Source organism: Trinickia acidisoli (assembly GCF_017315725.1).
Lineage (GTDB): Bacteria > Pseudomonadota > Gammaproteobacteria > Burkholderiales > Burkholderiaceae > Trinickia > Trinickia acidisoli.
On the sequence record NZ_JAFLRG010000001.1, the window covers coordinates 1,678,975 to 1,695,306 of the forward strand.

At 59.1% G+C, this 16,332-nt stretch carries 7 protein-coding genes; 6 read left to right on the plus strand and 1 reads right to left on the minus strand.

Going from position 1 to position 16,332, the window contains the following annotated elements; genetic code table 11:
• The first annotated feature begins 239 nt into the window (after window positions 1-239).
• The 3 genes from J3485_RS07815 to J3485_RS07825 all read left to right on the plus strand — a co-directional run bounded on the left by J3485_RS07815 (window position 240) and on the right by J3485_RS07825 (window position 5,858).
• Entirely contained in the window at window positions 240-1,907 is a 1,668-nt protein-coding gene (locus J3485_RS07815) for a YfjI family protein (protein ID WP_206951937.1), read from the plus strand.
• A 1,286-nt stretch (window positions 1,908-3,193) separates the two neighbouring features.
• Entirely contained in the window at window positions 3,194-4,366 is a 1,173-nt protein-coding gene (locus J3485_RS07820; RefSeq protein ID WP_206951938.1) for a YagK/YfjJ domain-containing protein, read from the plus strand.
• A 301-nt stretch (window positions 4,367-4,667) separates the two neighbouring features.
• Window positions 4,668-5,858: a hypothetical protein gene (locus J3485_RS07825; RefSeq protein ID WP_206951939.1), complete on the plus strand. Its 1,191-nt coding sequence runs from the start codon at window positions 4,668-4,670 to the stop codon at window positions 5,856-5,858.
• On the opposite strand, the gene J3485_RS07830 is transcribed toward J3485_RS07825, so the two are convergent.
• Window positions 5,809-11,295 (minus strand): sacsin N-terminal ATP-binding-like domain-containing protein, encoded by a 5,487-nt coding sequence (locus J3485_RS07830; RefSeq protein ID WP_206951940.1) that lies wholly within the window; start codon window positions 11,293-11,295, stop codon window positions 5,809-5,811. The genes J3485_RS07825 and J3485_RS07830 overlap by 50 nt on opposite strands.
• 357 nt (window positions 11,296-11,652) lie before the next feature.
• On the opposite strand from J3485_RS07830, the gene J3485_RS07835 reads away from it, so the two are divergent.
• From J3485_RS07835 to J3485_RS07845, 3 genes are all read left to right on the plus strand, one after another.
• The gene (locus tag J3485_RS07835) at window positions 11,653-13,386 is read left to right on the plus strand and encodes an ATP-dependent nuclease (protein WP_206951941.1); all 1,734 of its coding nucleotides are present in this window, start codon (window positions 11,653-11,655) and stop codon (window positions 13,384-13,386) included.
• On the plus strand, window positions 13,322-14,797 hold the full coding sequence (locus J3485_RS07840; RefSeq protein ID WP_206951942.1) for a UvrD-helicase domain-containing protein: 1,476 nt from the start codon (window positions 13,322-13,324) through the stop codon (window positions 14,795-14,797). Before J3485_RS07835 ends, J3485_RS07840 begins: the two co-directional genes overlap by 65 nt.
• Before the next feature lie 333 nt (window positions 14,798-15,130).
• The gene (locus tag J3485_RS07845; RefSeq protein ID WP_206951943.1) at window positions 15,131-16,084 is read left to right on the plus strand and encodes a hypothetical protein; all 954 of its coding nucleotides are present in this window, start codon (window positions 15,131-15,133) and stop codon (window positions 16,082-16,084) included.
• Window positions 16,085-16,332 lie beyond the last annotated feature (248 nt).

Consider the following 16,332-nt stretch of genomic DNA (forward strand, 5'->3'; position numbering starts at 1 on the left):
CCGGTACTGCCGCGGCGTGATGAGCTCGCCACGGTCCGGTAGCTCACAGCAGCTTTGCTTCAGCAGTCTCTTTCATTAGTTGTCACAGTTACCGATTTACAGATGGCCAAGCTCGCACTTTGTTTCCCTACTGTACCTTCCTCGCCGCCGGTTGCGTGTCTCGTAGCTCGTCGCAAGGGCCTTCTTGAAGAGCGGACTCCGCATACAGCACCAGAGTCGCATAGGCGGGAGGCACGGTGATGCAAGACGAAAGCGAATTGACATCACTCGAGGACCCGCCGCCGGAACGACACGTGAGCCTGTCGGCAATCCAGGACTGGGGCCGAAAACCGCCTTTTCCGGAATACGAACCCCTCGGCGACTTCCCATGGCGGGCGTTGCCTGAGACGATTCGTGGTGCAGTGCTGGAGATCTGCGAGAACGACAAGCTCGCATTACCCCTCGCAGTTCAGGCGACGTTCGCGGCTGTCTCGATTGCCTGCCAGGACCAGATCCTCGTAGACCGGGGTTTCGGTGAGCCGACGGTCTGTTCGCTCTTCATGTTGGCGGTGGCCGATTCCGGTGCCCGGAAAACCCGCGCGGACCGCGCCGTTACGCCGGCCATTGAGGCGCACGATCAGGGCCAGGCGACCGCGTATGAACAGGCAAAAGCGGCGTACGAAAACGAGCAGAAAGTGCGGAGGATGAAGGAGGGCGCACTTGAGCGGACCTATGCCAGCCTGACGCGCAAGGTTTATACCGCTGGTGAAGAAAAAGCTGTGGATGCCGCCGAATCGCTGGAAAAGGTTGAACGCTTGCTGAACGAATTACGTAGTCAGCCATTAACCTGGCCCAAGCCACGCCTCAGGCGGTCTTTGTATTCGAGCATTTCGATGCGTGAACTGGAGCGCAGCCTGTGTGAGAACTGGCCGTCGGCCGGACTGGTTTCGAGCGAAGCGGCCGACATTCTCAACGCGCGTGGGGAGTCAGATATGGCTCGACTGGATCGGCTCTGGGACGGTCTGGGCATCGACGTTGTTGGGCGCACGGCGCGAGAGAGTTTCTCGGTGAGCGATCCACGGCTCACCATCTCGCTCATGATCCAGCCTACTGTTTTTGACCGATTTATTGAACGCAAGGGTGAGCAGGCTAAGGGGATCGGCTTTATTCCCCGAACCCTGATCGCGCGACCCGAGACCCCCTACGGTCAACGTCAGGCAGACAGCGCTGCATCACGGTCGACGGTATGGACTGACAGGTTCAATAGGCGGGTTCTGGATCTGCTTGATCGTGGTTATGCGGACATTGGGCTGCGCGCTGAAAGCCGAAAGGTTCTGTATTTCTCGCCAACAGCGCAACAGTTGTGGGAAGCCGATCACAACGGTAAGGAAGCTCAAACAGTAGATGGCGGACGATATGTTCACGAGCGTGAATTCGTCAACCGGTATTCGGAACACGTCGCCAGGCTGGCGGCGCTCTTCCATTTCTTCGAGACTTATCAGCTTGCCGATGACGACCGCTCAGATCGGCTCGAGATTCCGGAGCCGACGGTAAAAGCGGCCATCGAAATATGTGAGTGGTACCTGAACGAATTCGGTCGCATATTCAATCCCGATATGGCGATCGAAGAAGCCGCGCAATATGCGCTGAAAAAACTGAAAGAGCGTCTAGCTTCAAAAAACGGAGGTCAGGTGCCCGAAGTTGCGACGTTGGGTAACCAGAATATCGAAATGCCAGAAAACGAACTGCGACTCTTCTGCTCCCGCTACGGCCTCAAAACCGATTCGGCGAAGTTCAAGATGGCGTTGGATTGGCTCGAGGAACGTCGTCTCGTTTTGCGCTATCCCAAACACAACGCGGCGACGCGCAGATCGACTGACATAATACAGCTGGTTATCAAGATGCGTCACTGGCGAGATACGAGATAGATCCAATGGGGTTGTCAGCACGGTCGCTTGCAACCCACTATCGCGAAAGCTTCGCAAGCATTTGACGGCCGTTAGCATATCCCCGCGCCCGACCGCCTCCTGTGGTGGGCCGCCCAACACCCAGCACCTGTATTTGAGCAAGCTGCTGGCTGTCTCCCTCGATTCCTTTCCTCCCACTTTCTGTTCTTTCATTGTCGCGTTCCCGATGACGGGCTGGAACTCCTGTCCAACCAATAAAAAACACGGAGCGCGAGGCGTTAAAGAAATCGCTTTTTTTGCTCTTTTGAGGCGAAAAAAGCGGGTTTGAATGTGATGTGCGTGTTGCTAAATTCTGATGCTTGTCTGGTCGCTACTGGGGGAGCGCTATGCCGGTCACCTGCGGTTCACAGGGCTATGCAGCGAGCCTGCGAATAGAAGTGCGACTGAATTGTTGTTTCCATGCAACCAGCGAAATCAATGGTTTGGACGGGGCCGGATGCAGTTGGATACGGATGGAAACAGCGACTTCCAGGCGGCCATTTGCAGCGCTTGACCTTGATTCGGACGCTGTTTAGCGTGTGAACCGAGGTTGGTTGCGACGAATCGATCACCACGTTTGGGCTAGAAAGCACGAATGAGCCCGCACAACTTGCGTCGATTCACACAACTTACGACCAGTGAAGGGTTACGCGCTGTATGGGCAGGCTGCGCGTTCGCTCACCGGAAAACTCGGCCTTGATCGACGGTTGGTCTGGGGAAAATTAACCTGACTCCGGTCATAAGTATGTACAACGCCGGAGGGATTAAAACGCCCGCGTTTCACGGGCTATTGAATTGCGATCATCTCGCGATAAAGGCGATATTCAGTTGGCCCACTTATGGGTTATATGTAATAGGTATTAGTAGGGTAGTAGAAGAGTAGTAAGGAGTATCTCTGGAGAGTAATAGGTGTAGCAATTGCTAGGGCTATCCAGGGCAATAACGGCTAGTTGTAAGTAAGCCTTGATCTATCAAAAAATTAATGGCCTAACTTTGATGTTGAAGAGGCGAGCGTAACTAATGGATCGATTGAATTTCAAAAGGAGATAAACAAACGGAACTGCATCTACGAAGTGTGGGTGTCTCATGTTCTTCAACGATGTCTGACGGATGAGAGAGATGGATAACCCATCAAGGCTTATTGATCGAACTGGGAAGAACAGGGTGGTGCTGAGCATAGGCATGCTCATGCCACGATTTTATTCATCATGTCCATGTCGTGAGTCGCAGGTTAGATGCGCTTATGGCGGACAAAGAGGTATTGCATCATGGATGACGAAAAAGACGACTTCAGCAAGAACTACGAGTTCATCGACTGGGTCAGCAACACGGAAGGGGCCGAGATCGATGGCAAGGAAACGACCTTTTTGCGCTACGGCTTTGATCTGCTGCGTCCGACGTTGATCGCGATGGAGGCGATGGCGCGCGAGATCGAGTTCGACAAGGATAGCGTGGGCTTTGAGATCAAGACGGGTGAGCGTCGCACGCGTGTCGTACCCAAGCACAAGAAGGCGCTGCAGTACTTCTACCAGCTCAAGACGTTCTTTAACCAGTGCGGTGGCTCTGAGCGTTACCTGTTCAGCCCGCACGTCGAGGCTGTCAATGAAGCGTTGATGGAGCTGCTCGTGCATCCGTACGCGTTTAGCTTCCGTGACCCGGAGTCGATCGATCGCGGTAGCGGCAAGATGCATGCTCAGATCTTCAACGAGGTCGTGGCCAAGGTCGCCGAGATCGTCGCGTCGGCGGCGTTCAAGGAGCGCATGCGCATTCGCTTGCGTGGTGCTGCACGCAACGAGGCCAAGGGGCTGGCGATCGAGCAGAAAGTCTTCGAGAACAAGTCGCGCCAGCTCGTGCTGATGCTGCACTTCGGCTACCAGGAACCCTATCGCGGCAAGCTGACGCTCAAAGAAGTCCAGAAGCATCGCGAAAAGTTCTTCAACAACTGTCGCTCGAACAAGCTGTTGCGCGGCATTGTCGACTATATCTGGAAACTCGAAGAGGGTGACGAGTCCGGTCTGCACTTCCACGTGCTGATCTTTTACAGCGCGGACAGCCAGCGCGACGTCAAGATTGCGAAGATGATCGGCGAGTACTGGGTGAAGGTGACTGGCGACAAAGGCCAGTACTGGAATAGCAACGCCGACAAGTGGTTCCACGAGAAATACGGGCATGGCATCGGCACGGGCGAAATCAACTGGGACGATCACGACAAACGCGAATCGCTGCGGACCAACATTCGTTACATGACGAAGGCGGATCAGTTTCTCAAGATGAAATACGGTTCGCGTGTGCGTCAGTTCGGCACGAGTGAGGTCGACGAAAAGAAGAAATCGGGGCGTCCACGCACCGTGAAGCCGAAGCTCGACGGTGATTCAGCGGGCAGCGCGCGGAGGATTCGATCGGTTTCGAACCACTCGATGAAATCGGTGGGGAAGCGATGAGCCGTAATTCGGATCAGAGCGAATAGTTCGGACGATAACAGCCTTGGGGCATCGGACGGCTGGCAGGCTTGGCGATGTCTTACGAAGGCAGCCAGTTGCCTGCAATCGGCTCCTGGCGGTCATTTCACCTAGGTGCGGTTCACGCTGGCTTGCCCGCCGACGCTAGACAGACTGTTGTCGGCAGCGGCTAGGTGGCGTCAACCTCGAATCGGCAACGCATCGATGCCGATGCACTGCGGCCGCTCTCCGACGCAATGAAATGCCTTCATTGCGCCTTGCTGGCACGAGAAGGATTTGAACAGTGAGCAAAACGAATATCAACGTGGCTGCTGGTGACTCGCAGGTGGACGCTCTCAATTTCGCCAACGTTACGCCGCGCACAATACAGAGAATCGCGCTGGCGGTGGCGCTGTTTACGACGGCTATCTCGCTGGGCATCGCTATGTTCGCCGGGATGCAGCGCGCCGGCACCGCGGCGGAGTTGGTGTGGAGCGTTGCCATGTCGCTCGTGGCGGCGCTTTGCATGCATCTCGCACCAGTGCTCTGGCGGTTCGTGCCGAACGGCGCTCGCTTCATATTGGCTGCCTTGTGGCTGCTTGCTGCGTCCGTGGTACTGAGGGGACAGGTGGACGTGCTGGCGTTTGCGAACATGCATGCGACCGACAAGCGGGCGCAGACGGTTGCCGTAACCGCAGTACCGTCGGTCGCGACCGCGCCGAATGGTCGTGGTCTTACGGCGATTTCGCAGGACATCGCGAAGGCCCGCATCGATCTGGCGCACGTCGAGGCTCGTCGCTGCGTGGGCGAGTGTCAGGCTTTGCGTGTCCGTAAAGTGGAGCTCTCCGCTCAGCTTGCGGCACTTAATGCTGAGGCGAATGAGATGAAACATCGTGTGACCGAACAAGACTGGCTTCGCGACCAGGCAAGTCGCGCCGAAGCGCTGCGCGAGTCGCGTCGCTCCGATCCCGCGACTTCGCTCGCGTCGCTCTGGCTCCGTACGACCGAAGCGCGACTCAATGTGCTGATGGATCTCGCCTGTGTGCTCGTGCTTGAAGGAATGGCGTGCTTCGCCTGGTACTTCGCGGGGCTGGGCTTGGCCGCGTCGGGTTGCGAGACGGTCGTGTCTGCTCGAAATGCGTCTTCGTCGAGACAGGAGGCGGTCGCGACGATACCGGACGCGACGTCGGCTGCATGTGGTGAGTTGATTCAGACTCGCGCTGCGACAATTGCGACGGGCCAGCCGGTCGCCAACGACGCAGGCCCCGATAACGCTATCCCGGAAGATGACTTGCTCGTCGCGAAGATTCACGAAGCGGTTGTTGCGGGTCGCTTGAAACGTAACCTGGCGTCGATCCGTAAGTTTCTCGGATGCGGGCAACCCAAGGCAATCAGGTTGAACCGCCTCTACGTCGCTCGCTTCGGGGTGGCAAGTCGCGTGGCCATTAACTGCGAGCCTTGTAACGAACCCGTGCATCCGCTTCTTCGATGCTGAACATCTCCGTGTGTTTCGGGTCATAGGGGTTTGGGAGCACGACGGCGGATGGCTGCGGTGACAAAGCGTTCTTGACGTGAACTAGAACAAATGCTTCTCGCCGTCGCTTCCCCTTTGCGCCAATTTCCATTGCCAAACGGATTTCCGACGATCCGAGCTTGAACGTTTCGTCATCTCCCGCGGAGGCTTTGACCTCGACGCGGTATTGTTTTCCCTTGGCAGTGAAGGCGAAATCACATCCCCTTGCATCGTCGGCCTGGTTGAAAGTAAACACACGCCGACCGTTCTCTGAGATCCATGCTGACGAAGGCACGGCGTCCTCGCCATACTGCTGCCGCAGCATTCTGAATACATGAATTTCGCCCGCCAAGCCGATGAGCTCCTCGACTGCTTTCGATTGGCGTTCCGGTCTGGCCGCAGAGGATTTCGGCGTGTCGCCTCGCGCTTTGGTCGTGCGTTTGAAGGGCGCCAGCGTCGTCGGCTTGGCTAGGTTGAATGGCATCGCCTTGGCAAGCTCCGCATCGGAGATACGCGATGACAGGAAACCCCACAGTTGCCCGCGATTGTCGTCGGAGCCGTCGAAGTTCTCGCCGCAAACCTTGACGATACTCTTGCGTCGAATCCGCTCCGCCTTCATTGCATCGAGTCGGCCTTGCGCGTTTTCGATGTCCTGGCTGGACAGGCCGAGGGATGCCTGTAACGACGCCAAATCCGTGGATGCATCGAGCGCAGCTTGAAATTGCGGCAGAACCGGATGCGGTACCCCTTGTCTGAGCAAGAGAACGACGTGCTGTTCCGACCACTCGCTTATGAACGCTTCGCCTGCAAGCGCTGCTGCCGCTGCGCCGCGGTACTCGTCGACCAGCGGTCGCCAGTCTTCATGGGCCGCTGTTGCCGGCGACGTGCTGAGCCATGCTGCGAGTCGCAGCCGATCGATGCCGCGAGCAACGGTGTCCACGAGAGCGTTGTTCTTCCGGCCGCATTCATCCGGATCGAGGTCGAGCAGCACGCCAGCGCGAGTCAGTCTGAGCCGGAGCGATTCTGGCGACTCGGCGCCATGCACTGCCTCCAGCGCTGCGGGGTCGCTGAGCCACGACTCCGCCCAGCGTGCCACTAGATGCATTGCATCTGGGAAGCCGACAATCCAGTGTGAGCGGCTTAGGTCCGCAGTTGTGGCGAGAGCTTGGTATTGCCTGCATATCTCTGCATAATTCTGCGCCGTGCCTTGTCGAAGCGCGTGCGCTGCGAGGCGCTTGACCAGGGCCGCTACTTCCTCCAGGCTGGCTTGAAGTTGCAGACTCCAGTTCCGATTCGACAGCGGCGACTGGCCCATCTTAGCCAGCGTCAGGTTCCATCTAGCAAGCGACGCGGATTCGCCAAAGTCGAGCGAGATTGAGCGGCCGAAGTCGAAAAGGTCGTGGCTTTCCCGCGCAACCTGCAGCGTCCGGTGCACGTCCAAGCCCGGGGTCCCCGAAGCCGCCAATCCGGCGGCGAGCTCTTCCTCCGTGCTCGCACTGCGCAGCTCAGCCGATTTCGAATTGGGCGACACCACTGCGAGAAGGATCGAGACAAATCGACCCATGTGGCCGACGTCTCCGCGCAAATGTTCCAGTACTTGATGAACCTGATCCGGCGTGATGCGAAGGGGCGCAAGCAAAGCAGCGACGTCTTCGGGGGCGCTGTCAACGGAGTCAACACCGCGCAGCACGTATCGCAACGGTAGTTCAAGGTCGTCACGCTCAATGGCTTGCGAGAGCGCGTCGGAAAGGTCTTCTAGGTGTGTTCGACAGTGATCAGTGACGACGAGGGTCTTGCGAGTTGGCTCCCACAGAGCCACCACGTTGGTGTTCGCGAGCGTCACTTCGCTGCGCATCACAGCGACGCTTAGGTTCGGTACCCAGTCGATCCGTGCGGATCGCAGGATTTCATGGCGCTCATTGAACGCCTGAGAATGACCCCCCCGGCCTTGCGCCACCATGACCAACAGCGGACGGACTAGCCACCCGAGATCGCTGTCTGTGAGCGCAGTCGATCCGAAGCCTGACCAGGCCGCTCCATCCACATGCGGAGCGAGCGACAGGCCGGAGGTCAACTGAACCTTTGCGCCATAGGCGGCGACGAACCATTCACGCAGGTCCTTGGCGTCGGCAGTGCCTATGGCGACTACCGGAAAGTCGAACTCCTCGAGCTCCCCAGAGTAGGCCCCAGAATCAGGAAGATAGACCGGCGACGCATCGGTCGGCGTAACGGCGCAGAGCTGTTTGTCCCGGCGGCGCACCGCCACCAGCGGAATAGGGGGCTGGGTGGTGGCTGGGCGGAACCGCTGCCAAGCATCCCGAATCTGACCGAGCAGTACGTTGGGATCTGACACATCGTCGCTGCCCACAGCCGACGTCAGGGCGATAAGCAGGCCGGGATCCGATGTCGTTCCGTGTGGATCAAAGAATTGCATGCCCAGCTCGCGCAGGCGAGTGGCGAGTTCCGGTCTCTGACCGACGATGCGCGCGAGGGCGGGCGGCAGCGCTTTCAAGTGTCCAAAGTGCCTCGACCGGCCAGCTAGTGTGTCGGCAGGAACGAACCATCGCTCGGATGGGCGTGCCCATGTCGCGGCTTTTCCCTCGCGAATCACGAGCCAAGGTTGGGCCTGCAGAAAGTACTTGAGTGGACTCGTCAGTTCGAGTCGGTTCCACTGCCCTCCTTGCTTGGAGATAGTGATTTTTTGCAGTCCCGCTTCCCAGATTGGAAGACTTTGCAGTATCAGCTCGCACAGTGCCGACCGCGTCTCATCGCCGAGCGACTGATACTCGGACATGCCGGGGAAGGAATGCAAGCTGCCGACCTCATAAGGGTGATGCGTGCTGAACGACGGCCTTGCCTCCGTGCGTACGGTGGCGACGTACTGCGCCCATTGTTCGTTGTTAAAGGTCGGGGGTGGGCCAGGCAACTCGAAGTCGTAGAAGGATGCGTGAAAGAGGCTGGACCAGGTGTTCGGCTTCGTTTCTGTAAGCCGCAACCCGTCGACCACGCCGCCAGCGATGAGCAGTGGCATCTGTGCCGGTCCCACATCCCCCCACGCCGTGTGTCCGGGCGGCAGCAACTGGCGCTGCCTAGCTTCTCGTGCGATCTCCGACGTGAGGTCTTTGAGGTACGCGGTCAGTGTTTTGCCGACGCTTCCCGCCCAGCCATCGGAAAAACTCGCATGCTGCATCGGGAACCAGCCTCCTTCGCAGGGCACCGGAACGGTTCGCAGCAGCTTGAGCGTAGCGTCCGTGCCTCGGCCGCGCGCGACGACGTTTGCCATCAAGCGCATGGCCCATCCGAGGATGTCGCGACACACGGCACTGTGCTCACCGTTGATGCTCGCGGGCAGCGGGGGCGTCTGCTGTTGCAGCACAACAGAGAAGATTGTCTCGACGCGGAACTGCGAGACTAGGCCCTGGCCGAGGTAACCGCGCACGGCTGTTCGTATCGTCGGCCGGTTGGGGTCATACAGCTGAATCTGTTCATCGAGGAAGGCGACCGAAGACTGCAGCGAACCCGGCACGTCCGTCGTTGTTCCTTCGCCGCCGATGTCACTGTCGTCCTCGGTACCTTGCCTAGGGACGAAAAATACTTTTTTGCCCTTGCCGGCACAATGTAGTGCGCCGTCGCCACCAAGCAGCACGGCATGCTTGGCTAGTTCTGCCTGGCCAGTGGGTAGGAGAATGGCCACGTCGCGCCAGTACGCATTCCAGTCGCCGTCGTTGGCGTGCAATTCCGCCGCCACAGCAGCGATGGTCTCGGCGAGGTCTGACTCCAAGGGGTAGGCGCCCGTTTTCGGAAAGCGCGCTGCCGCCAGCGCTTTGACCTGCTGCAACCGCGAGTCGAGGCACCGGTGGAATACGCGAAATGTCGCGTGCCGTCGCAAGACCTCTTCAGTGAGCAGAGTGATCTTAGGCGAGGAAGGGATGAGTGAAGTCAAGTTCAAGGGTTCCCAACCACTTTCCGCGAGGACGAGAGGCTCCTCGCACAAAGAGGCCGAAGCGCGCGACTGCGCCTCATCCAACAGTTGAAGCCAACGTTGGGGCACAGGACCCGTGCCAAGCGGCGCCAGGAAGTCTAAGATCGCACGAGCTTCGGTCTCGCCTCGGCCAGCGAGCCCGCTGCGTACCACTTCTAAGCACAGATCGGACGCAGTTTCCAGCAAGTGCCGGTTGTAGGCATCGTCAAATGGGATGGACGTTCGGCTCATGTCGCCGAAGAACGGGGCGTTGATGTGGACAGCGCTGCCGGTGGGTACCAAGGTGGGCAGGTAGATGCTGAAGCGCCCGCAGTCCGGTTCGTTCCCCAGCCGTACCGCGACAGAAACAGTGATGTCGCTGATCTCCGGCCACCGTCCGGGCAGCGCTGCGACTGCCTTGCGAAATGTTTGGGGAGCGCTACGGACGTGCAGGCTCTTGCTCCATACCCAGTACTCCTCAGAGCCGCTTCCGCTATCCGAGATGACGACATGCATGCCGCCCAGGGCGTTCTCCAGTGGGCTCGACTTGCGCACGAAGGTTCTTTCTTCACCCTCCGCTCGCAAGATGCGTAGCGTACCGATCTTGTCGAGGAACAGGACGGCTGCGCCGGACAACTGCGCCATGCGTTCGAGCACATAGTCGCGGAGGTCGGCCGACTTGAGTGGCAGTCGCACGACTGTCGCGAACCCGCGGGACTCGAAGTCGTTCACCCGAGCACTTTGGATCTCGTTGATAGGCACCGGAAGAAGATAGGGTGAGAGATAGTGAGTTTCACCAGTTAGCCACCCAGCGACCTTGCTTTGCACGCGCTTCCGGAACTTCGCCAGCATCTCGCCGGACCAATTGTCGACGAGGGGTTCATCCGTGACGGACCATACCGGTATCGGACCATCCATCGACAACCGCGTGATGGGTTCCGTAAGCGACTTGACGACATCGGGGCGGAAGGCGAAGCAGTAGCCGTCAAAGATGGGACTGTCGGGCTCGCTTCTTGAGTAGATCTCAGGTGAATCGGAGATCTCGAGTACGCTCCGAAAACCGATGCCCTTATTGCCTATGCTCTTCTGCGGATCCTTGTCGCTCTGACCCAACTGCGACAGCCGCTCAAAGTTCGAGGGTGAGAAGGGCTCGCCATCGTTTGCGATCAGGAGGGAGCCATGGGGAGAATCGGCCGGATCAAAGACGATCTCGATTCGGTTACCGCTTTCACTGGGGGCCGGCTCGGTAAGCGCATCGTGAGCGTTCTGCAGGAGCTCGATCAGGAAGCGACCGTGATACTGGTGCTCGACCTGCTGCGTCAGGCTGTGCATGCTCCGGTAGTTGGTCACCCCCTCCGCGATCTCCGATAGGAAAATGCGGACTTTTGCCCCCGTCAGCTCTGAAATGTGAGTCAAAGCAGCTGAGGAAGCCTTTGTTTTCTCGAGCGACAGTGCCACGGGTGTTCTCCCAGCTTGTTCAATGCGCCCCAAGCCTACCAGCACTTCGCAAGGATTTGTTCGTAACGGGGGAGGCGCACAGAAGAAGAATAATGCTATTTGGCCTGCGCCGTGTCGATTGCCTGACTTTGGGATCGTCGCCGCGCCGGCGTTTGCGGCGGCAGAGACCCAAAACCGTCATTGAAAGATAAAATTTTAGTCGCCGCTATACGTTGCATGCGGTCGGTCAGCGTCTAGACTCGCGGTGACCGGTTTGCCCGAGACAGCTGACGCCAGTGGATGCCTGACGAGTACCCTTGCATTCCTACGGCGGCTTCCGTCGCGTTGGCATATTTACTAGACCAACTGAGAGGAAACATGACGCGCGTCCGTCGCCTTGAAATTCGCAATTTCCGCTCGATACAGACGCTCGATTGGACACCGTCCAACGGCGTCAATTGCCTTATTGGTCCGGGTGACAGTGGCAAATCGACCATCCTCGATGCCATCGACCTGTGCCTTGGAGCGCGGAGGAGCGCACCTTTCGGCGACACGGACTTCTTTGGGCTAGACGTCACCCGAACCATCGCCATTGCGATCACGCTCGGCGCACTACCCGACGCGCTGAAGAACATCGACACCTACGGAGAGTTCCTTCGCGGATTTGACTTCGGCACCGGGCTGCTTGAAGACGAGCCGCGCGCAGGTCTGGAAACGGTTTTGACGCTGAAGCTCGAGGTCAACGGTGACCTCGAGCCGAATTGGACGCTCTATTCCGACCGAGCCGCCCACCAGCAACTGGATCGGTCTCTGGCCTGGAAGGACCGCAGCCTTCTAGCACCAGCCCGAATCGGCACCTACGCAAACACGAACCTTTCCTGGGCCAGGGGCTCGGTGTTGAACCGACTCACGGAAGAGCGCGCGAACCTTGGCTCGGAACTCGCCGACGCGGCACGCGCCGCCCGCGCCACCTTCGGCGCGCAGGCTGGCCCTCAACTGGCCCGGACCCTGCAAGTGGTCACGCAGACAGCTACCGGCCTGGGTGTGGCCGTTGGTGCAAGCGCTCAGGCGCTACTTGATGCTCACTCGGTATCGATTGGCGACGGCGCCATCGCGCTCCACAGCGAGACCGGCATTCCTCTGCGGTCGCTGGGCACGGGTTCAGGGCGACTCCTTGTCGCGGGGTTGCAAAGGGCCGCAGCGGCGGCCGCCACCGTCGCCCTGGTGGACGAAGTCGAGTACGGACTTGAGCCGCACCGGCTCATGCGCCTGCTCGACTCACTCGGAGCGAAGGACGCGACCGAGCCGCTGCAAGTCTTTATGACAACGCATTCGCCGGTGACGCTCAGGGAGCTCGCTGGCAACCAGCTTTTCGTCGTGCGCCAGCGTTCGGGCATCCACACGGCTACGTGCGCTGGCACGGACGACGGCATCCAGGGTACCTTGCGCAAGGCGGCCGAGGCTTTTCTGTCCAAGTCCGTCATCGTCTGCGAAGGTGCCAGCGAAGTCGGATTCGCTCGCGGAATGGATCAGTGGTGGGTCCAGTGTGGCGCGACGTCATTCTTGGCCCACGGAGGCTCATACGTGGACGCAGGCGGAGGAAGCCCCGATCAATGCTTCACACGGGGGGAGGCGTTCCTCAAGTTGGGCTATCGGGTGCTCGTCTTCGTCGACGCGGACAAGCCTGTTTCCACTGTTGGACTCATCGAGCGATTCCTTGCGGCTGGCGGGCAGTACATTACATGGCGGCCAGGCTTGGCACTCGAGGACGAGCTATTCCGTCATTCAAGCAATGACGCGGTGCACGCGCTGCTGAATAAGGCGGATGAGATGGTCGGTCGCGAGCTCATGGCCGAGCACATCAAGTCAAAGTCGAACGGGCAAGTTGCCTTGGACGCCATAGAGGCCGAACGGCTGAATGGGGGCTTCACACCTGCGAGCCGAGCATTACTCGGACTTGCCGCTCGCAATAACAAGAACGGCTGGTTCAAGTCAGTGAGCGGTTTCCAGGAAATCGCTAAGGCGGTCGTCGGCCCTCATCTCGCGAATGCAGAGGCGGGTTTCATCCAAATTACAAACCAGCTCTGGGGGTGGACGAGTGCGGCCGCCTGAAATCGACATCTTTCAGGCGCGCCTAGGCTCAGTTACCGCCCCAGCCGGGTGCGGCAAGACCCAGCTCATCGCGGACGCGCTGAGTCAGCACACCGACAACAAGCCAGTCTTGGTGCTGACGCACACCAACGCTGGAGTCGCCGCTCTACGCGCTAGGCTTCAGCGTGGCGGCGTCCCAAGCTCAGCGTATAGGGTGTCGACCATCGACGGTTTCGCGATGCGGCTAGCAGGCAAGTTTCCGTTCCGTTCGCGCCTCGATGCGCGCGTTCTCGAACTGGCCAACCCGAACGCGGACTACCCTGCTATCCGAGGTGCCGTGCAAGGGCTCCTGCAGACCGGTCACATCAGTGATCCCATAGCCTCAACATATTCGCGCTTGCTGGTCGACGAGTATCAGGACTGCAACGCTGCGCAGCACGCCATCGTCTGTTCCATCGCGCAAATATTGCCCACTTGCATCCTTGGTGACCCGATGCAGGCGATATTCGGCTTCCGCGACCCACTGGTTCACTGGGAGCGTGAGGCACAAGTTGCGTTCCCGCCGATCGGCGCTCTCCAGATCCCTTGGCGATGGCGACTCGCAGGCATGGATGCGCTGGGTGCCTGGCTACTTCAAGCCCGCGCATCATTGGAGGCCGGTCAACCTGTGGACCTGCGAGGAGCGCCAGATGGAGTCCAGTGGGTTCAACTAGCTCGAGGCACGGAGCTGCAGCAGCGATTGGTGGCTGCCCGGACAGAAGCGCCAAACCGAGACGGCCGCGTTCTCGTCATTGGCGACTCGATCAATGTTAATGGTCGCCATCAACTTACCATGCAGACGCCGGGCGCCACTTCCGTTGAGGCGGTCGACCTGAAGGATCTGGTGAACTTCGCCCGCGGATTCGATTTGGCGAGTCCCAACGCGCTGCGACAAATTGTCGAGTTCGCGGCTTCGCTGATGACCGGGGTGGGTGCTGCAAACCTCCTCGCGCGAGTCGAGACCATACGAGGCGGCCGTGGCCGGACACCCGCGACGCCTGCAGAAGCCGCGGCAGTGACCTTCGTGGCGTCTCCCAGCCATACCACCTCAATCGGTTTACTCCAAGCCCTCGCGGACCAACGCGGTGCCCGTGTCTACCGACCCGAGGTGCTGCACTGCTGTATCTCGGCGCTGAGAGCGGCGGGCGGCGAAGGCGGGTTCATTGGTGCGGCGATTCGGGCGCGCGAGCGAAACCGCCAACTGGCTCGGCCGCTGGGCCATCGCGCAGTTGGAAGCACGCTTCTTCTCAAAGGGCTGGAGGCTGACGTCGCGGTCATTCTTGAACCTGAACGCATGACTGCGCAACACCTCTATGTGGCTCTCACGCGAGGCGCGAGGCGAGTCGTGATTTGCTCGTCGACGCCATTGCTAACACCTGCGGCGGGCCGCTAGCGAACGCATGAACGGCAATCTCTGCGTCCGAGCCTTTGTGCGGCGGTGCGATGAACAGCTTGTCTGCCGTCAGCAGTGACGCGGGACGGAATGACGGAATCGGACACGGTTGCCGTATTGGTCGCGCCGACGCTCACGTATTTGCGGTCGCGATCCACGTGGGAAGGGACTCTACGGCGGGCACTGCCGCCATCCCCGGCTAGCGCGGCTCGTTTCACAGCGGGATGGAGCTAAAAACCGTAAACGATTCTGTCGAGGGCTTCATTTGCGAGGTAACGTCGGCAAACGTCGGAACGGTTAAACTGGCCGTCTCTCGATCACGCGAGGTAACCGATGGGCATTAAGATGTCGACGGCGATCGACTCCGACGGTAACGAGTGGCAGGCCGAGGATTACGCGAAAGGAAAGGGCCGGGAGCCGTTGCGCTGCAAGCATTGTCCGACCGGGGTAACGCACCAGAGCGCCTACACTTGCGAGCGGCACAACAAGTCAATCAAGGTGCCGGCATATTTCCGGCTCTTGAAAGACGGTGAGCATGTCGACAACTGTCCGCACGCAGTCGAGCACAATGTAAAGAAGCTCGCGACGCCGTCAGAAGGCTTGATCGAGAGCTTGCGCGACGGCAAGTATCGATTGCGGCTTATGATGATCGCGGAGGCGCTAGGGACGACACGCAAGCCGGATACGCCGCGGATCACCGGTACGACACGGCCGGGAGGAACAGTTTATAAGCGCAAGTCGGGAAATCTACCGGCGTACATCAATTCGGCCAAGAAGGTGCTCGTGCTTCGCGCTGCATGTGACGATGATGAGAGCATCGCTAGGTATCTGGAACTTGTGTTCGAAGGCAACACGGTAGTGCCGTGGTCATCGTTCTACTTCGAAGCCGAGCGATACATGGAGGCGTTCCGTGCGGTGTCGCTCCAGACCGTAAAACATCCGATTGCGCTGCACGGGGTCGTCAAATCAAAGCGAAGTCCGCTAGTTGACGGTCGACCGACGAACGTAATCAACCTCCACATCCCGAAGTATGTCGACGATGCATCGGATGCGATGCATGGTATCAGCGTCGAACCCAGCATCTGGACCGACAATGCTGACTGGTTTGATGGTATCGAAGAGGATTCGGAGGTCGTAGTACTCGGTTTGTGGAAGGCAAAGCCCGGAAAACGCGGCCTGGCGAGGGAGCCTGGGAAATATCGATTCTCGGACTTTACGAAGCACAAGTTGAATCTCACGCTTTCTCTGAAAGCGCAAATTGCGCATGTGCCTCGAGCGAAGAAATAGATGAAAGGCGCGGTGACGAAACGGTCACGTTGCAAGCGATGTATTGGTCGCATAGATGGGCGTCACTGCTCCCGTTAAGCATCCGCTCGATCAGCTCGGGCACAAGCAAGAACAAATAAATTGGGGGCTTCTGACATGCAACGCACTTTCCAACATTCGTTTGTTCCGCCGACGGCTGATCCCGTCGGTACTCCGCAAGTTAGTCTTTCCGTGACAGAGATTGAAGACGCGGGGGTGCGTGAGATTTT

What these genes read in the sequence shown, in the direction of transcription:
- J3485_RS07815 (WP_206951937.1), top strand. Translation starts at nt 240, where the DNA reads ATGCAAGACGAAAGCGAATTGACATCACTCGAGGACCCGCCGCCGGAA.
- J3485_RS07820 (WP_206951938.1), top strand. Translation starts at nt 3,194, where the DNA reads ATGGATGACGAAAAAGACGACTTCAGCAAGAACTACGAGTTCATCGAC.
- J3485_RS07835 (WP_206951941.1), top strand. Translation starts at nt 11,653, where the DNA reads ATGACGCGCGTCCGTCGCCTTGAAATTCGCAATTTCCGCTCGATACAG.
- J3485_RS07840 (WP_206951942.1), top strand. Translation starts at nt 13,322, where the DNA reads ATGCAGAGGCGGGTTTCATCCAAATTACAAACCAGCTCTGGGGGTGGA.
- J3485_RS07845 (WP_206951943.1), top strand. Translation starts at nt 15,131, where the DNA reads ATGGGCATTAAGATGTCGACGGCGATCGACTCCGACGGTAACGAGTGG.